Source organism: Pseudomonas sp. CG7 (genome assembly GCF_023701885.1).
GTDB classification, from domain to species: Bacteria; Pseudomonadota; Gammaproteobacteria; order Pseudomonadales; family Pseudomonadaceae; genus Aquipseudomonas; species Aquipseudomonas zanjanensis.
The window spans coordinates 1-17,818 of the sequence record NZ_JABAEE010000018.1 but is presented as its reverse complement, the minus strand read 5'-3'; the positions used below and the strand labels follow the sequence as shown (position 1 = coordinate 17,818).

Sequence of the window (17,818 nt, the reverse complement as noted above, 5' to 3'; positions counted from 1 at the left end):
GGGGCGATTTCCTAGTTAATTCATTCAAGTCCGGTCAGACCATCGTCAGCAGCACGGCGACAAATATGCTGCCGGCGGAGAAGGTCATGGTCCGAGACGACCAAGTGTTGAACCAACGTTGAAAGCTGGCGAGATCACGGGTCAGGTGGGTGGGCTGGCGAGTCCAGGACTGCTGGTCGAGGCGGAAGAACACATAGATCTTCACCAGGGCACCGACTATCTGGTTGTAATAGAGAATCGCCGGGTAGGCAGGGCCGATCTTGTGTCCGGAGCACGACAGCAGCAGGGTCAGCAGGAACCGGGTGATGCCGATCCACAGCAGGTACACCAGGATGAACGCGGTGCCGTACTTGAAGCTGGCGATCAAGGCCACGGTCAGGCCCAGCAGCGAGGTCCACATCGACACCCGTTGGTCAAACAGCACCACCGAGGTGAACAGGCCCAGACGCCGCATGCCCAGGCCCAAAGCCCGGGAGTTCTGCCGCAGGTTGTTGCCGTACCAGCGGAACATCAGCTTGCGGCTGGCCTTGATGAAGCTCTTCTCCGGCGGATGCTCGACGGTGTTGATCGCCGCATCGGGCACGTAGAAGGTGTCGTAGCCCAGGCGCATCAGGCTGAACCAGCTCGACTTGTCATCGCCGGTCAGGAACTTGAAGCGACCCAGGCGCCAGTGTTGCAGCGAGTCGCTTTCCACATCGGCGATGAAGTCCGGGTTGGTGACCACGGTGGCGCGGAATACCGACATACGCCCGGTCATGGTCAGCACGCGCTTGGACAACGCCATGGAGCACATGTTGATGTGTCGCTGGGCGAAGCGCAGCTTGTGCCACTCGCTCATGATGTAGCCGCCGCGCACTTCGCAGAACTCGTTGGTGGTCAAGCCGCCGACATTGCCGAACAGCTGGAACCACGGCACGGTCTTGCGCACGACGCCTTCGGCGAGCACGGTGTCGCCGTCGATCACCGCCACCACGGCACGGTCGTCCGGCAAGTGACGGGAGATGGCGCGGAAACCGAAGGCCAGGCCGTCGCGCTTGCCGGTGCCGGGAATGCGCACGAAGTCCAGCTTGACCCGCGCTGGCGGGTTCATGCGGGCCCAGAGGCTCTTGACCAGCAGTTCGTCGGACATTTCCACGATGGAGCAGACCACGGTGGTGGGCAGCCCGCAGTCGATGGCCTCGCGGATGACCGAGCTATAGACCTGGGCCGTGGTCAGCGCGTCGATCCGGAAGCTGGTGACCATCAGGTACACATGGGACGGATCCGCCGCCTTGCCCAGCTTGCGGACCTTGCGGCGCAGGTGCGGGTAGACGATGTACAGGAAGATCATGCCGCGCACGAAATGCGTCGCTCCCATGGAGTAACGCCAGATGCCCACGGCGCCGATCAGGAAGATGAAATCCTTGGATTCGGAGTCGAACGTGGACGTGGGCAGCGCCATGGCGATGCCCATCAATAAACTCATGTAAAACAGCCAACCGGCGGCCTGAAGCAGGCCGTGCTTTAGCCTGTGCATAATCTGCATCCGTCTCTATCTCGGGCGGGCCTTGTGGGCGGCCCGATGGGTTAAGGCAGGCGAAAGGCCGGCCAGGGCATGCCCTGGCCGGCAAACAGACTTACCAGCAGATGCCTTCGGTCCGGCCACTCGGGTTGGTGGCCTTGGACATGAAGCCGACCAGGTCGATGACCTGCTTGCCTTCCGGTACGTTTTCGGTCAGCGCGCGGAACTTCTCGTCGCGGTTGCCCAGGATGATGATGTCGGAGCTGTCGATCACCGAGTCGAAGTCGGCGTTGAGCAAGGACGAGACGTGAGGAATCTTCGACTCGATGTAATCCTTGTTCGCACCGTGGACGCGGGCGTATTCGACGTTGCTGTCGTAGATCTTCAGGTCGAAGCCCTTGCCGATCAGCATTTCCGCCAGTTCTACCAACGGGCTTTCACGCAGGTCGTCGGTGCCGGCCTTGAAGCTCAGGCCCAGCAGCGCGACTTTGCGCTTGTCGTGGCTGGAGACGATGTCGAAGGCGTTCTGCACTTGGGATTCGTTACTGCGCATCAACGAGTTGAGCAGCGGTGCTTCCACGTCCAGGGCGCCGGCGCGGTAGGTCAGGGCACGAACGTCCTTGGGCAGGCAGGAGCCGCCGAAGGCGAAGCCTGGGCGCATGTAGTACTGGGACAGGTTCAGGGTCTTGTCCTGGCAGACCACGTCCATCACTTCACGACCATCGACGCCGACGGCCTTGGCGATGTTGCCGATCTCGTTGGCGAAGGTCACCTTGGTGGCGTGCCACACGTTGCAGGTGTACTTGATCATCTCGGCAACGGCGATGTCCTTGCGGATGATCGGCGCGTCGAGTTCTTCGTACAGCGACTGCAGAACGTCACCGGAAGCGGTGTCGAACTCACCGATCACGGTCATTGGCGGCTGGTCGTAGTCCTTGATCGCGGTGCTTTCGCGCAGGAACTCTGGGTTGACCGCGACACCGAAATCGACGCCGGCTTTCTTGCCGGAGCAGTCTTCCAGGATCGGGATGACAACGTTTGCCACGGTGCCCGGCAATACGGTGCTGCGCACTACGATGGTGTGGCGGGTGGTCTTGTCACGCAGGACAAAACCGATCTCGCGGCACACGGCCTCGATGTAGTTCAGTTCCAGGTCACCGTTCTTTTTGCTGGGTGTACCGACGCAAATCATCGACAAGTCAGTATCACGAATGGCTTCGGCGAAGTTGGTTGTACCGCGCAGTCGGCCTGTTTGAATGCCTTGCGCCAATAGCTCGCCAAGACCAGGTTCAACGATCGGCGATTTGCCCGCGTTGATCATGTCGATTTTGTCTTTGGCGACATCTACGCCAACTACATCATGGCCCCGTGCAGACAGGCAACCGGCACATACTGCACCGACGTAACCCAAACCAAATATGCTAATGCGCATCGCATTTACCTCTGTTTTTCACGCCATTAAATGGCCGGAGTTAATAGTGTTCAGCGGTCATCGTGCACTCGGAAGTGTGGAATGCAGGCGCCACAGTGCCGTGTGCAGGCATACTAAGTTCCGAGTGTCTAAATAATTGCACTCAAGTTGTGCGCAAAGCGGCCTAGTTGTTATGACCTGCCCTGTTATGCAGCCAGTCCTCGTTGTCGGGAACGCTCGTGCAAAGGTCCTTCACTTCCAATCCCTGGCGAAAAGCCCACAAAATCAGAAGCTTGTGTGCTCGGGTGAGCACGTTATAGGGGCGCAGCCTTGGCCTTGTAGGGGATAGTAATGGTGCGTTATCTCCTGTCCTTTATAAGATGGATCCAAATAGGCGACCGTTTCGCTAAATTGCCATGACAACTTGGTTACTTGGATCGACGGTCTGTGTAAGTCATCTCTTACACGCTCCGTGAGAATCGTTACGGGTGGTATGAGCCGTGCAATTTCACATAGTTCCGATCCGCTCATCGCGATTTTCGTAATTTTTCGAAATATTATCGAAGATGGCACCGCCCTCAATATGATGGCACTTGCCGTTTCAGCCTTTATTAATGGGGAGTTAGGAGGGGTAGATAGTTTTGTGCCACTACTGATAAAAAATTTTGGTGCCACTACGCAAAAAACTGACGAGTGTCGAGTGAAAGAAAAGTTAGCGGGGAAGAGGGTCGATTTATTGGCGTCATGAAACTGGCGAAACAGCCGGGGAACTAAGATGATAGATCGGGGCTTGATCGAAGCCCCCGATCAGGGGCGATATAAGGTTATGCCTTATTCGGGAGCGTGATCGCGCAAGAACACTAGTTTGTCCTGGCTCGACTGTTGTGCGTTGAAGCGGTAACCCTGAACATCGAATTGGCTGAGTGCTGCAGGGTCGTTGATGCGTTCTTCAATGACGAAACGACTCATCAGGCCTCGTGCTTTTTTGGCGTAGAAGCTGATGATCTTGTACTGGCCATTTTTCAAGTCGCGGAATTCGGTATCGATGACGCGTGCTTTCAGTGCGCTGCGCTTGACTGCCGAGAAGTATTCATTGGAAGCAAGGTTCAACAGTATGTCGTCGCCCTGTTCGGCCAAGGCTTCGTTCAGCCATTCGCTGATGCGCGTGCCCCAGAAGGCATACAGGTCCTTGCCCCGGGAGTTGGCCAGCTTCGTGCCCATTTCCAGGCGATAGGGCTGCATCAGGTCCAGTGGTCGCAACAGGCCATAGAGGCCTGAGAGCATGCGCAAGTGTTGCTGGGCATAGTCGAAATCGGCTTCGCCAAGGCTTTGCGCATCGAGGCCGGTGTACACGTCCCCCTTGAAAGCCAGCAGCGCCTGCTTGGCATTGGCCGGGGTGAACGCCGGTGTCCAGCTGCCGAATCGCGCGGCATTGAGGCCGCCGATCTTGTCGGAGACGTGCATCAGCTCGCTGATCTGTGCCGGCGAGAATTCGCGCAGCTGTTGGATCAGTTCCTGGGAGTGATCCAGGTACTGCGGCTGAGTGAAACGCGCGGTGGCCGGCGGTGTTTCGTAATCGAGGGTCTTGGCGGGGGAAATCACCATCAGCATGCGTTCGTCTCCTTGAAGGTGCGGCGATTCTAGGGGGTTGTCCGGGTGGACTCCAGCTATTGGGGTGATAGGTGATGGATGGGCGTGTTTGGATGGTTGCTCTCCTGGGCAGGCGCTTTTGTGGCGAGGGAGCTTGCTCCCGCTCGGTTGCGCAGCGACCGCAAAAATTCTGGGGCCGCTTCGCAGCCCAGCGGGAGCAAGCTCCCTCGCCACAAGGGCTTGTCCGCCAAGTTTGCGCAAGGGGGACGCGTCAGGATCAGCTATCATGCCGCGCGGGTTTCGTTATGGAGACATCCCTTTTGCGCATCGCCCTTCTGTTATCGGCCTGGTTGTTGAGCCTGGGTGCCAGTGCCGCGCCCAACGACGTCGCCACCCTGGACCGCAGCACCTGGCCGGAACAACTGACCAGCCCGACGCTGTTCGACGTGGCCTCGCGGGCCGAGATCCTGATGTTCGCCCGGGGCCTGCTGGATATCGATGCCATGGATGAAATCGCGCTCAAGCAGTACTTGGGGTTGCGCACGGTCAACATGGCCGCGGTCGACGCGCTTCGCGCACGGCTGTGGCAGCGGCTGCTGGCCAATTACAACTTTGCCCAGCGCAGTTGCGATCAGGATGCTTCTTTCTGTTATTTGGTCGAGGACATGGCCACCCTGCGCGAAGAGGCTCGCAGGTTCCATCTGGATGACAACTCCTACTACATCAAATGGGCGGCGCCGAGCCAGATTTTCCATACCCAATATCGCGATGAACTGCTGCGTAAAGCCGCACTTTTTCCGCAAACCAGCAGTGAAGTCGCGCGTTTCGGCGATTACGAACGCAATGGCGAGAACATGAACGATCGGCTGTTCCTGCTGACCTTCGACAGCGCCGCCAACGTGGTGCCGGACAACACCCCGTGGCTGACCGATTACCTGCGCAAGGCGAACATGAACGGCACTTTCTTCGTGCTGGGCAAGGACATCCAGGCGCGGCTGGAGGAACGCTCGGCCAACAGCCTCCAAATGTTGTATGCGGGGCAGTGCGTGGGTGTGCAGGGCTGGGAGTTTCGTTCCCACAGCCATTGGCAGGACTGGCAAGACTCGGTCCGGCGCAGTGTCGAGCTGGTCAAAGGCAAGTTGCCCGAGAATTACGTGCCGCTGTTCCGCCCGCCCCAAGGCCAGCGTCGAGGCGATGCCGAAGGGTTTTTCCGGCAGCAGGGCCTGCAAGTGGCGCTGTGGGACATCGATCCCCAGGACAGCGGCAATCGGCTCAAGCCTGAGCAAAGCGCCCAGCGTGTGCTGACCCTGATGCTGCTGTGGCGTCACGGGGTGATCAATTTCAACGCCAAGCAGGATGGGGTGAAAACGGCAATGCCCTGGCTCATGGCGCAGACGGCGCAGAGCGGGATCGGTTGGGCGGACTGCCAGGAAGCGTTTCGCTGAAACCGGAAAAAGCCCGGAAACATTGGGGAGGGAGGAAAACCCGGGACACATTCGTGACAACCGGACTTCCGACTTTAACGGCGCGACGGCGGTACGCCAAGGGTTATTCGTCACTCTGAAAAATAAACTTCAAAAAAACGTCAAAGTGCTTTTTCCTGTCATGGTTTTTGGAGTATCAAGAAGTCAGACCGCCGAAACCTGCAACACAGGTGGCGTCTTCCAAGACCCAATTGTGTGCAGTTCACCTGAATCCTCGCGGGTGAATTCGGTGGCTACCTCGAGGCGCAGCACTGTCACGGTATTGCGTCGAATGGCCCCCACATAGGTGACCGAGTATGGATGACCACGGACGTAGCCCTTCCTCCAACCAGCCAATCCTCTATGTACTCGATACCAACGTATTGATCCACGATCCAAACGCGCTCCTGAACTTCGAAGAACACCACGTTGCCCTCCCGATGACCGTGCTTGAAGAGCTGGACAAGCTCAAGAGCGGGCACCACAGCGTTGCGGCCGAATGCCGGCAGGCGATCCGCCTGATCGACAAGACCCTGGGCGATGCCTCCCCGGAAGATGTCGAACTCGGCGTGCCGATCCAGCGCGGCAAAAGTGGCCCCAAGGGCCTGCTCTCGATCCTGATGAGCAAGCGCACCGAACCCAACCTGGTGCTGCCTGAACACCTGAACGACAACATCATCATCAACCAGTTGATCGACCTGCACGCGCGCAACAAGGACCAGGCCGTGGTGTTGGTGACCAAAGACATCAACATGCGCCTCAAGGCCCGCGCCTGCGGGATCGCGGCGGAGGACTACAGCACCGACCAACTGGTCGACGACGTTTCGCTCTTGCCCAATGGCTACCACACCATGACCGGTTCCTTCTGGGACCGTGTGAGCAAGGTCGAGACCCGCCAGGACCATGGCCGCACCTGGCACCAGGTGCAACTGATCGACAACCTGCCGGCGGTGCACATCAACGAATTCATTATCGATGAACAAGGCTTCGTCGGCTGGATCAAGGAAATCCAGGTCGACAAATTGCTGATCCTCGATTTGCACCAGGAACCGCTGTTGCATCAAGAGGCGTGGGGCCTCAAGCCTCGTGACATCTACCAGAGCCTGGCGCTGTTCGCCTTGCTCGATCCGGATATCCACCTGGTCAACCTGTCCGGCGCCGCCGGTTCCGGCAAGACCATCCTGGCCCTGGCCGCCGCTATCGAGCAGACCATGGTCAGCAAACGCTACCGGCGCATCATCGCCACCCGCAGCGTGCAGGGCCTGGACCAGGAGATCGGTTTCCTGCCCGGTACCGAAGCGGAGAAAATGGAGCCGTGGCTGGGGGCGATCACCGATAACCTCGAAGCCTTGCACATGGATGACGAACGCACCCATGGCAGCGTCGACTACATCCTCAGCAAAGTGCCGTTGCAGTTCAAATCCCTCAACTACATTCGCGGGCGCAGCTTCCAGCAGAGCCTGATCCTGATCGACGAATGCCAGAACCTGACGCCGCACCAGATGAAAACCATCATCACCCGTGCCGGTGCCGGTTCCAAAGTGGTGTGCCTGGGTAACCTGGCGCAGATCGACACCCCTTACCTGTCCGCGACCAGCTCCGGGCTGACCTACCTGACCGAACGCTTCAAGGACTTCCCCAACGGGGTCCACATCACCCTGCAGGGCGTACCGCGCTCGATCCTGGCCGAATACGCCGAATCCCATCTGTAACCCCAGCCAAGCCGGGCGACCACCAGGTCGCCCGGTTTTTTTATGGCGATACGAAACCTCCTGTGGGAGCGAGCTTGCTCGCGATAGCGGTGGATCAGATAAAAATAGGTACCTGACCCCCTGTCATCGCGAGCAAGCTCGCTCCCACAAGGGTTTTGCAGTGACTTCCGAATCCAGGATAAAAGCAGGTGCGACAATCAGCCCTGCCGGAATCTGACCCACGGGTTTACAATCGATGTTCCTGATCAGGAGTAACCCTGTGCTGACTCATCTCGATTCCCAAGGTCGCGCCAATATGGTTGATGTGACCGACAAGGCCGTGACCTTCCGTGAGGCCACGGCCGAAGCTTTTGTGCGCATGCTGCCCGACACGCTGCAGATGATCGTCAGCGGCGGTCATCCCAAGGGCGATGTATTCGCCGTTGCGCGCATTGCCGGCATCCAGGCCGCCAAGAAAACCAGTGACCTGATTCCGCTCTGCCACCCGTTGATGCTCACCAGCGTCAAGGTCGAGCTCAATGCCGAAGGCGAGGACCGGGTGCGCATCGTCGCCCGCTGCAAACTGTCGGGACAGACCGGCGTGGAAATGGAAGCGCTCACCGCCGCCAGCGTCGCTGCGCTGACGATCTATGACATGTGCAAGGCCGTCGACCGGGGCATGACCATCGAAGGCGTGCGGGTGCTGGAAAAGCTCGGCGGCAAGAGCGGCCATTTCCAGGCAGATGCATCATGAACATCACCGTGAAGTTCTTTGCTCGCTACCGCGAAGCGCTAGGCGTGGACTCGGTAAAGGTGGAAGGCGATTTCGCCACGGTCGACGACGTGCGCGCATTGCTTGCCCAGCGTGACGGTGCCGAGGTGCTGAGAGAGCAAAACCTGATGTGCGCACGCAATGAAGAGCTGTGCCAGCTCGACGAGCCGCTGGCGGACGGTGACGAAGTCGCGTTCTTCCCCACCGTGACCGGAGGCTGAGCCATGGCGATTCGTGTGCCGGTCGAACCGTTCGACCCGGGTGTCGAAGTCAACGCGATGCATGCGGCCAATGTCGGCGTGGGGGCGGTGGTGAGCTTTGTCGGCTACGTGCGCGATTTCAATGACGGCCTCGATGTGTCGGGGATGTTCCTGGAGCATTACCCGGGCATGACCGAAAAAGCCCTGGGCAAGATCGCCGCCGAGGCCGAACAGCGCTGGCCGTTGCTCAAGCTGGAGGTGTTGCACCGTATCGGGGCGCTGGAGCCGGGCGAGCCGATTGTCTTCGTCGGGGCCGCCAGTGCCCATCGCCAGGCGGCGTTCGACGCCTGCGCCTTTGTCATGGACTACCTCAAGACCCGCGCGCCGTTCTGGAAGAAGGAAAACACCGTCGACGGGCCGCGCTGGGTGGAAGGGCGGGACAGTGATCATGCGGCGGCGGATCGCTGGAAGCAGTAACTCCCCTACAGGCTCTCATTGATTGTTAGTCCGTCATCGCGAGCAAGCTCGCTCCCACAGTGGATCTTCGTTGTACATGATGTTTGTGTCCTACACAGATCCCTGTGGGAGCGAGCTTGCTCGCGAAGGGGCCATCAGCCTCCCATCACATTCCCTGTTTCCCCCAATTGACGATATGTACATTAAAGTCCACTATGGATTTATAAGTACAAAACAGTCGCGCCCACCTTTCTCTGCCAAACCAACAACAACCGCGAGAGAACATCATGAGCAAACTCCCCCTTATCACCGGCCTGGCCTTGAGCCTGATGGCCTCCAGCGGCCTGTTCGCCGCTGAGAAAACCCTGCGCATCGGCATCGAGGCAGCTTATCCGCCGTTTGCTTCCAAGACATCGGAAGGGAAAATCGAGGGGTTCGACTACGACATTGGCAACGCCTTGTGCACCCAGATGCAGGTCAAATGCGAGTGGATCGAGGGTGAGTTCGACGGGCTGATCCCGTCGCTCAAGGTGAAAAAAATCGACCTGGCGCTGTCGTCCATGACCATCACCGAAGAACGCAAGAAGTCGGTGGATTTCACCCACAAGTACTACTTCACCTCATCTCGCCTGGTCATGAAGGAAGGGGCGGTGGTCGATGACCAGTACGCCAGCCTAAAGGGCAAGACCGTGGGCGTGCAACGGGCGACCACCACGGATCGCTACGCCACTGAAGTTCTCGAACCCAAGGGCGTGGTCGTCAAGCGCTACAGCAACAACGAAGAAATCTACATGGACCTGGCGTCCGGTCGCCTGGACGCGATTTTCGCCGACACCATCCCCCTGGAAGACTTCCTGTCGATGCCTCGTGGCAAGGGCTACGCGTTCGTCGGGCCGGAGCTCAAGGACCCGAAATACGTGGGTGAGGGCGCTGGTATTGCGGTGCGCAAAGGCAATACCCAGTTGGTGGCGGACTTGAACAAGGCCATTGATGGGATTCGGGCGAATGGGGAGTATCAGAAGATCCAGGCCAAGTATTTCAAGTCGGATATCTATGGTGACTGATTGACCGTCATCGCGCGCAAGTTCGCTCCCACAGGGACCTGGGTACAGAGATCCAATGTGGGAGCGAGCCTGCGCGCGATGGCGTCAGGCCAGGCAACACAAACCTTAGCCCTTCAACTCCTTCAAATGCTTGTACACCGTCGCCCGCCCCATGTTCAGCACATTGGCCACATAGTTGGACGCGCTCTTGCCTTTGAACGCGCCTTCGGCATGCAGCGCCAATACCAGCTCGCGTTTGTGGTCGCGGGTCAACAGGTTCAGGCTCAGTTGACGCTCGCGCATCCAGGCGTGCAGGAAAGTGTTGATCCGCTCCTGCCAGTCATCGCGAAACAATGAATCTGGCTGGGGGATCAGCTTGCCCGGCGACAGGAACAGATCCAACGCGGCCTTGGCATTCTCGAACAGCGAAATATTCAGGTTGATGCACAACACCGCCAACGGACGACCCTGGGCATCGCGCAGGACGCTGCTGAGGCTGCGAATCTTCTGTCCGTCCCAGTTCAGTTTTTCGTACGGCCCGATGTTACGTTCGCTGACGTCCTCGCTGAGCATGTCTTCCAGGGACGAGTCATCGCCGATTTCGCGCTTGGACAGGTTATTGGCGATGTAGTCGACTTTCTGGGTGCGCAGGTCGTGCAGCACCACTTCGGCGTGGGGGTAGAACAGCGTGGCGATGGCGTCGGCGATGGTGCGGAAGTTTTCCAGCGCCGTATCGGAGGGCGAAGCGGTCATGATAGGGCTCCAGGCAGCGTCAGCGCCCCGTGGAACAGGGGCGCGGGGGGAGTGTGCCGCAATCGTGGCGATGCGTCACCTGAGTGGGTTCATCCCAAGCGCTCGGGAGAGAACATGGCGCTGCTCAGGCCGAAACGCGCCAGGGCTTCGGGCAGCGGTTCGCCACGCACCAGCGCCGCACTGGCCTGGCCCATGGCCGGGGAGGTCTGGATGCCGTAGCCGCCCTGTGCCGCGACCCAGAACAGCCCGGGCACCTGCGGATCGAACCCGGACAGCAGATCACCGTCGTGGACGAAACTGCGCAACCCGGCCCAGGTGCGGGTTGGACGGCGAATGGTCAGGGTGGTGGCCTCTGCGATCTGGTAGATGCCCATGGCGATGTCCAGCTCTTCCGGCTGCACGTCGTGGGGTTCCACCGGGTCGGCGTTGGCCGGCGAGCCGAGGAACATGCCGGCGTCGGGCTTCATATAGAAGGATTCGTCGAGGCTCACCAGCATCGGCCAGTCGTGGATGTCCACGCCCTCGGGGCCGGCGAAGATGAACGCCGCACGGCGCTTGGGCTGCAGGCCCAGTTTGCGGGCGCCGGCCATTTCGGCCAGTTGATCGGCCCAGGCGCCGGCGGCATTGATCACGATGGGGGCGGTGAAGGTCTGGCTGGCGGTTTTCACCTGCCAAAGCCCTTGGTCATCGCGGCCCAGGCCCAACACTTCGCTGTCGGTGTGCACACTGCCGCCGCTGCGACGGATGCCACGCAGGTAGCCTTGGTGCAGGGCATCCGTATCGATGTCGCAGGCCGTGGGGTCATAGATCGCCCCGTGGACCTTTTCCCGCCGCAGGATCGGCAGCCTCACGCAAGCTTCGTCGGCGCTGAGCAGTTGCATCTGCGGCACCGTGGCCTTGGCGCTCAGGTATTGGTTGTTCAGCTCGGCGGGGTCGCCAGTGAAGTCCACGGTCATTTCGCCCCGTGGGCTCAGCAACGGGTGCTCACAGAAACCGGCCGGTGGCACGTCGAAAAAATCCCGGCTGGCCTGGGTCAGCGCCCGCACCTGAGGGGTGCCGTAGGCCGCGGTATACAGCGCCGCGGAGCGTCCGGTGGAATGGTAGGCCGGGTGCGATTCGCGTTCGAGTACAACGACCCGGCCGTGGGGTGCCAGCCAGTAACCGGTGGAAGCACCGGCAATGCCGCCGCCGATGATGATGAAGTCTGCTGAGGTCATGAAGCTCTCCTGTCGAGCACATTGCCGGGCGTTCGCGGAACCTGTGGGAGCGGGCTTGCTCGCGAAAACGGGGTGTCTGCCACATGAATGTTGAATGTGCTGCCGCCTTCGCGAGCAAGCCCGCTCCCACAGGGAATCGAGTTGTGTCAGTGGTGGTGCAACCGGTAAAGGGCATTCGCCAGCGCAACATCCTCCAGCCCCAGGCCGATGGAGCGGAAGAATACGTGGCGGTGGTAGTCGGGACGCGCCACGTGTTCGCTGAGCAATTCAGGCAAGTCGCCGATGATGCTCGACGCTTGCCAGCCGTGCTGTTCGCCTGCGATCAGCATTTCGCCGGCCGAGCCCGGGGTGGTCTGACGGTAGTCGCAGTACACATCCATGTCATTGAGGCAGTGGGGCGGTACTTCGTGGGCGCGTGGGGCATTGGTGCTGATGGAGGTAATCAGCGCTGGTCTGCCCAAGGTCCGTGGGTCGAACACGGCGTTGGCGGAGGAGGTGCAGAGCATCACCACATCGGCATCGTGCAGCGCCGCTTCGAGGGTGTCGGCGATTTGCAGGCGCGGGTCCAGGCCGGTGAGCGAGGCAAGTTCCTGCGCCGACTTGGTTTTCAGGCCGGGCGAAAACAGGCTGATGCCTTGCCAGTCCCGCAGGTCCTTGACGTAGTGCACATGCGCCCGCGCCACCGCGCCGCTGCCAATGACCACCAAGCGCCGGGCGGTATGCGGGGCGAGGGCATCGACGGCGACGGCAGTGGTCGCGGCGGTGCGGGCGGTGGTCAGTTCGGCGGCGTCGCACAGCAGCAGCGGTTGGCCGGTCTGCATCGACATCAGCAAGGTCCAGGCGGTAACCAACGGGCCTTGCTCGCGCACGATGTAGGGCGAGGTCTTGATCCCGTAGACCTGCTCTTCAGCCAGCACGCCCAGGTAATTGATGAAGTCCCCGGCACCCTGGGGAAACACCACCAATTGCTGGGGGGGCTGCACCGCTTGCCCGGCCGCGAGATCACGAAACAGCTTGCGCAAGATGTGTGGCACATCGACCTGTCCGAGCAGTTCTCGGGCTGTCGCTTGGGTCATGACATAAGGCGTGCTGGACATAGGGACTCCGGGATGGGCTTGGAAACTAATTTGTCCATTATGGACTTTTAGTTTATTCGAGCAATATCCCGGGCAAAAAAAAGCGCAGCCTGTCGTGGCTGCGCTTTTTGTTCTGTAGGACGGTTAAGGACGCTTGCGCTCAACCGGCCGCAACAAATGCGTCGGTGGCATCTCACAACTGATCTTGCGCCCCAGCAACGCCTCGATCGACGGCAATTGGTAAGAATCATCTTCACCGGCGAAGCTGATCGAAACCCCAGCGGCCCCGGCACGACCGGTGCGGCCGATACGGTGCACGTAATCGTCCGGTACTTCCGGCAGGGTGAAATTGATCACATGACTGATACCGTCGATGTGGATACCACGACCGGCCACGTCGGTGGCAACCAGTACGCGGATCTTGCCTTCGCGGAAGCCTTCGAGGGTCTTGATACGCTTGTGCTGGGGCACGTCGCCGGAGAGTTGGGCGGCGTTGACGCCATCACGCACCAGGCGTTCTTCGATACGCCGCACTTCGTCCTTGCGGTTGGCGAACACCATCACCCGTTCCCAACCGTTGTCGTTGACCAGGTTGTAGAGCAGCTTGTATTTGTCGGCACCGGCGACGGCGTAGATATGTTGCTCGACGTTTTCGCTGGCGACGTTCTCGGCTTCGATCTCGACGATGGCCGGGTCGGTCGTCCACTGCTTGGCCAGGTTCATCACGTCTTCGGTGAAGGTGGCGGAGAACAGCAGGGTCTGGCGTTCGCTTTTCGGTGGGGTCTGGCGAATGATCTGGCGCACTTGTGGGATGAAACCCATGTCGAGCATGCGGTCGGCTTCGTCCAGCACCATCACTTCGACCATGTCCAGGTGCACGTCGCCGCGCTGGTTGAAGTCCAGCAGGCGGCCCGGGGTGGCCACCAGGATGTCGCAGTGGCGGGCTTCGAGGTGCTTGAGTTGCTTGTCGAGATCCATGCCGCCCACGAACGTCATCCCGGTCAGGCCGGTGTACTTGGTCAGGTCGGCGGCGTCCTTGGCGATCTGCACCACCAGCTCACGGGTCGGCGCGATGATCAGTGCCCGCGGTTCGCCCATGTAGCGTTCCTTGGGCGGCGGGGTCTGGAGCAATTGGGTGATGATGGAGATCAGGAACGCGGCGGTCTTGCCGGTGCCGGTCTGGGCGCGACCGATCGCGTCTTTGCCGGCGAGGGTGTAACCGAGCACTTGCGCCTGGATCGGCGTGCAATAGGGGAAACCCAGGTCCTGGAGGGCATGCATCAATTCAGGGGCGAGCTTGAAGTCGTGGAAGCGGGTCTTGCCTTCCTGGGGTGCTACGGCGAAGTCCTCGAGTTTCCAGGCGACGACCGGTGGTTTCGGTGCGCGTTCGCGGCGCGGCCTGGGGGCTTCGTTGCGAGGTTTCTCGGGCTCGGGGGCCGTGACAGGCTGGACGACGGGTTCTTTTGTTGCCTGTGCAACAGGTGCCGCCCGGCGCGGTTGTTGCGCATCGGTATGGCTCGGGCCGTGGGTCGGCGCTGTGGGGCCAGGCGCGAGTTGCTCGGCCTCGCTTTTACCGAACATCTTCTTGAGTGCTTTGAGCACGGTCATCTCATCGATTGGTTAAGGAATGTACGCCGGCCAGTGTAATGCAAGAAACGGGCGCGGCGTAGTGGGATCGTCAAAGGACCGGCGTGGCGATTGGCCGCTTAGCGCAACCGCTCGGCCAGCCAGGTGCCGATGTCGCGAATCTCCTCGGGTAACACTTCGTGGCCCATTGGGTATTCCTGCCATGTCACGGTGACACCATGCTGCTTTAAATACTCTTTAGCGGTCCGTCCCATGGGGTTGAGTACCACTTCGTCGTACTGACCATGCAGCGCCAGGACCGGAATGCGCTGCTGGCTGGCCGATAATTGCAGTTCTTCGCTGAAGGTCGGTGCATAAGTAGACAGTGCGACCACGCCGCCCAGCGGGCCCTGCCATTTCACGAAGGCGGTGTGATAGACCACCGCGCCACCTTGGGAAAAGCCGGCGAGGAAAATCCGCGAGGCGTCTATTCCGCTGGCTCGCTGGGTTTCGATCAGGTCAATGACCCGTTGCGCCGAGGCTTCGAGTTGCTGTTCGTCGATGGCCCGCGCCGGGCTCAAGGCACGGATGTCGTACCAACTGGGCATGGCATAGCCGCCGTTGATCGTTACTGCTTGCGTCGGGGCCTGGGGTAGAACGAAACGTGTGGTGAGCAGGCTTTGCTGCAACATTTCGGCGACCGGCAGGAAATCAAAACGATCGGCGCCCAGGCCGTGGAGCCAGATAACGCACGCGTCAACAGTGCCGCTGGGCTCGAGAATCAAGGGGTCGGTCATGGTTGTGCTCCAAATCTGTGCGGGTGCGCTCAATCAGTGCGTGATTACAGTGCGCTTCCGGTGTCTCAGTTAATTAGATGTCGCAAAGTTGAAAGTTTTTGTCTTGACGTGTTTTACATGGCCTAAGCGCAGCGGTCTGGTACGGGCTTTGCTATGGGGTAGCTGAGTGATGATTCTTACGCTGCGCGGTAACACTATCAGTTAGACGCGCCGCATGGGATATCAGAAATCCGGTGATGAATGTTCGCCAATAGCCGCTACGGGCTTCGCGAACGTGAAGGGCTACAGCCCGTTCGGCCGATTGGTGAGAGATGGGCATGACCACTGTTTACGGACATCCTCATTAGTAGACCCATAGCGAAAGTCCAGACGTCGGTTGACCCTAAAAAAAGCCAACAAGGGTCGGCAATGCCCCAAAAGGGTGCGACAGGGCTCGAGCTCCGACACAACAAGAGCAAAACTGGAGGTTTGAATGAAGTTACTGAAATCCACCCTGGCAGTCGTGACTGCAGCAGCAGTCCTCGGCGTCAGCGGGTTCGCTCAGGCGGGTGCAACCCTGGATGCCGTGCAGAAGAAAGGTTTTGTGCAATGTGGTGTAAGTGACGGCTTGCCGGGTTTCTCGGTACCTGATTCCACCGGCAAGATCGTTGGTATCGACGCTGACTTCTGCCGTGCCGTGGCCGCTGCGGTGTTTGGCGACGCGACCAAGGTCAAGTTCAGCCAGTTGAACGCCAAGGAGCGCTTCACCGCGCTGCAATCCGGGGAAATCGACATGCTGTCGCGCAACTCCACCATGACCAGCTCCCGTGATGCGGGCATGGGCCTGAAGTTTCCTGGCTTCATTACCTACTATGACGGCATCGGTTTCCTGGCCAACAGCAAACTGGGCGTCAAGAGCGCCAAGGAACTGGACGGTGCGACCATCTGCATCCAGGCCGGTACCACCACCGAGCTGAACGTGTCCGACTACTTCCGCGCCAACGGCCTGAAGTACACCCCGATCACTTTCGACACCTCCGATGAAAGCGCCAAGTCGCTGGAATCCGGTCGTTGCGACGTGCTGACCTCCGACAAGTCCCAACTGTTCGCCCAGCGCAGCAAGCTGGCTTCGCCGAAGGACTACGTGGTCCTGCCGGAAACCATCTCCAAGGAGCCACTGGGCCCGGTCGTGCGTAACGGCGACGACGAGTGGCTGGCCATCGTGCGTTGGACTGGCTTCGCCATGCTCAATGCCGAAGAAGCAGGCGTGACTTCGAAGAACGTCGAAGCTGAAGCCAAGTCCACCAAGAACCCGGACGTCGCTCGTATGCTGGGCGCTGACGGTGAATACGGTAAAGACCTGAAGCTGCCGAAGGACTGGGTCGTGCAGATCGTCAAGCAAGTCGGCAACTACGGTGAAATGTTCGAGCGCAACCTCGGCAAGGACACCCCGCTGCAGATCGATCGCGGTCTGAACGCTCTGTGGAACGCAGGCGGCATCCAATACGCACCACCAGTGCGCTGATGGTTCTATCACCCGGTGGGCCAACCACCGGGTGATGTTCTGTTCCATTCTTTGCGGGGCACTTCATGCAAAATTCAATCGGCGCACCTAAGCAGAGGCTCAGCCTCAGCGATCCACGAGTGCGTGCGTGGGTATTTCAGATCGTCACCATCGTGGCGGTTATTTCGCTGGGCTGGTTTCTGTTCGATAACACGCAGACCAACCTGGAACACCGGGGCATCACGTCCGGTTTCGGCTTTCTGGAGCGCAGTGCCGGGTTCGGCATCGCCCAACACCTGATCGACTACACCGAAGCGGACAGCTATGCCCGCGTCTTTGTCATCGGTTTGCTCAACACCCTCCTGGTGACCTTCATCGGCGTGATTCTGGCGACCATCCTGGGGTTCATCATCGGCGTCGCACGCTTGTCGAAGAACTGGATCATCTCCAAGCTGGCGACCGTCTATGTGGAGGTTTTCCGTAACATTCCACCGCTGTTGCAAATCCTGTTCTGGTACTTCGCCGTATTCCTGACGATGCCGGGACCACGGGCTGCCCACAATTTCGGTGACACCTTCTTCGTCAGCAGCCGCGGCCTCAACATGCCGGCGGCGCTGATGGCGGAAGGGTTCTGGCCGTTCGTGGCCAGTGTCGTGCTGGCGATCGTCGCCATCGTGCTGATGACCCGCTGGGCCAACAAGCGTTTCGAAGCGACCGGCGAACCGTTCCATAAATTCTGGGTGGGCCTGGCGCTGTTCCTGGTGATCCCGGCACTGTGCGCCGTGATCTTCGGTGCGCC

At 59.9% G+C, this 17,818-nt stretch carries 17 protein-coding genes; 9 read left to right on the top strand and 8 right to left on the bottom strand.

The features are described from left to right. Nucleotides 1-34: 34 nt before the first annotated feature. Together alg8 and HGO40_RS10040 are read right to left on the bottom strand one after the other, a co-directional pair. Nucleotides 35-1,516, bottom strand: a complete 1,482-nt coding sequence (alg8, locus tag HGO40_RS10045) for a mannuronan synthase (protein ID WP_411385554.1) — start codon at nucleotides 1,514-1,516, stop codon at nucleotides 35-37. A 100-nt stretch (nucleotides 1,517-1,616) separates the two neighbouring features. After that, nucleotides 1,617-2,933, bottom strand: coding sequence for a nucleotide sugar dehydrogenase (locus tag HGO40_RS10040; protein ID WP_053124910.1), 1,317 nt, complete (start codon nucleotides 2,931-2,933; stop codon nucleotides 1,617-1,619). A 472-nt stretch (nucleotides 2,934-3,405) separates the two neighbouring features. On the opposite strand from HGO40_RS10040, the gene HGO40_RS10035 reads away from it, so the two are divergent. Further along, complete coding sequence (locus HGO40_RS10035; RefSeq protein WP_250962859.1) at nucleotides 3,406-3,660, top strand: hypothetical protein; 255 nt, start codon at nucleotides 3,406-3,408, stop codon at nucleotides 3,658-3,660. 83 nt (nucleotides 3,661-3,743) lie between these two features. Here HGO40_RS10035 and yaaA read toward each other — a convergent pair whose 3' ends face one another. Then, a complete protein-coding gene (gene yaaA / locus HGO40_RS10030; protein ID WP_250962858.1) occupies nucleotides 3,744-4,523 on the bottom strand; it encodes a peroxide stress protein YaaA in 780 nt (259 codons plus the stop codon). Nucleotides 4,524-4,822: 299 nt separating this feature from the next. Here yaaA and HGO40_RS10025 point away from each other — a divergent pair, with 299 nt between their 5' ends. From HGO40_RS10025 to aotJ, 6 genes are all read left to right on the top strand, one after another. Further along, a complete protein-coding gene (locus HGO40_RS10025; RefSeq protein WP_250962857.1) occupies nucleotides 4,823-5,947 on the top strand; it encodes a polysaccharide deacetylase family protein in 1,125 nt (374 codons plus the stop codon). Between the two features lie 335 nt (nucleotides 5,948-6,282). After that, the gene (locus HGO40_RS10020; protein ID WP_250962856.1) at nucleotides 6,283-7,677 is read left to right on the top strand and encodes a PhoH family protein; all 1,395 of its coding nucleotides are present in this window, start codon (nucleotides 6,283-6,285) and stop codon (nucleotides 7,675-7,677) included. Nucleotides 7,678-7,936: 259 nt separating this feature from the next. Then, nucleotides 7,937-8,410, top strand: coding sequence for a cyclic pyranopterin monophosphate synthase MoaC (moaC, locus tag HGO40_RS10015; protein WP_030139643.1), 474 nt, complete (start codon nucleotides 7,937-7,939; stop codon nucleotides 8,408-8,410). Then, on the top strand, nucleotides 8,407-8,649 hold the full coding sequence (gene moaD / locus HGO40_RS10010; RefSeq protein WP_250962855.1) for a molybdopterin converting factor subunit 1: 243 nt from the start codon (nucleotides 8,407-8,409) through the stop codon (nucleotides 8,647-8,649). The genes moaC and moaD overlap by 4 nt, the downstream gene beginning before the upstream one ends. A gap of 3 nt (nucleotides 8,650-8,652) precedes the next feature. After that, nucleotides 8,653-9,105, top strand: coding sequence for a molybdopterin synthase catalytic subunit MoaE (moaE, locus tag HGO40_RS10005; RefSeq protein WP_250962854.1), 453 nt, complete (start codon nucleotides 8,653-8,655; stop codon nucleotides 9,103-9,105). 266 nt (nucleotides 9,106-9,371) lie between these two features. Next, on the top strand, nucleotides 9,372-10,148 hold the full coding sequence (aotJ, locus tag HGO40_RS10000; RefSeq protein WP_250962853.1) for an L-arginine-binding protein AotJ: 777 nt from the start codon (nucleotides 9,372-9,374) through the stop codon (nucleotides 10,146-10,148). 105 nt (nucleotides 10,149-10,253) lie between these two features. On the opposite strand, the gene HGO40_RS09995 is transcribed toward aotJ, so the two are convergent. The 5 genes from HGO40_RS09995 to HGO40_RS09975 form a co-directional block, all read right to left on the bottom strand. Beyond that, complete coding sequence (locus HGO40_RS09995) at nucleotides 10,254-10,880, bottom strand: helix-turn-helix transcriptional regulator (RefSeq protein WP_186705153.1); 627 nt, start codon at nucleotides 10,878-10,880, stop codon at nucleotides 10,254-10,256. A gap of 89 nt (nucleotides 10,881-10,969) precedes the next feature. Then, nucleotides 10,970-12,097 carry an NAD(P)/FAD-dependent oxidoreductase gene (locus HGO40_RS09990; RefSeq protein WP_250962852.1) on the bottom strand — a complete coding sequence of 376 codons (1,128 nt, stop codon included), beginning with the start codon at nucleotides 12,095-12,097 and terminating at the stop codon, nucleotides 10,970-10,972. Between the two features lie 146 nt (nucleotides 12,098-12,243). Next, nucleotides 12,244-13,194: an ornithine cyclodeaminase family protein gene (locus tag HGO40_RS09985; protein ID WP_250962851.1), complete on the bottom strand. Its 951-nt coding sequence runs from the start codon at nucleotides 13,192-13,194 to the stop codon at nucleotides 12,244-12,246. A 123-nt stretch (nucleotides 13,195-13,317) separates the two neighbouring features. Next, complete coding sequence (gene rhlB, locus HGO40_RS09980; RefSeq protein WP_250962850.1) at nucleotides 13,318-14,781, bottom strand: ATP-dependent RNA helicase RhlB; 1,464 nt, start codon at nucleotides 14,779-14,781, stop codon at nucleotides 13,318-13,320. 98 nt (nucleotides 14,782-14,879) lie between these two features. Further along, nucleotides 14,880-15,536, bottom strand: coding sequence for an alpha/beta hydrolase (locus HGO40_RS09975; RefSeq protein ID WP_250962849.1), 657 nt, complete (start codon nucleotides 15,534-15,536; stop codon nucleotides 14,880-14,882). Nucleotides 15,537-16,008: 472 nt separating this feature from the next. Between HGO40_RS09975 and HGO40_RS09970 the strand changes: the two genes are divergently transcribed. Both HGO40_RS09970 and HGO40_RS09965 read left to right on the top strand, forming a co-directional pair. Continuing rightward, entirely contained in the window at nucleotides 16,009-17,040 is a 1,032-nt protein-coding gene (locus HGO40_RS09970; RefSeq protein ID WP_053124867.1) for an amino acid ABC transporter substrate-binding protein, read from the top strand. A 65-nt stretch (nucleotides 17,041-17,105) separates the two neighbouring features. Beyond that, a partial coding sequence (locus tag HGO40_RS09965) for an ABC transporter permease subunit (protein ID WP_250962848.1) occupies nucleotides 17,106-17,818 on the top strand: 713 nt, incomplete at its 3' end.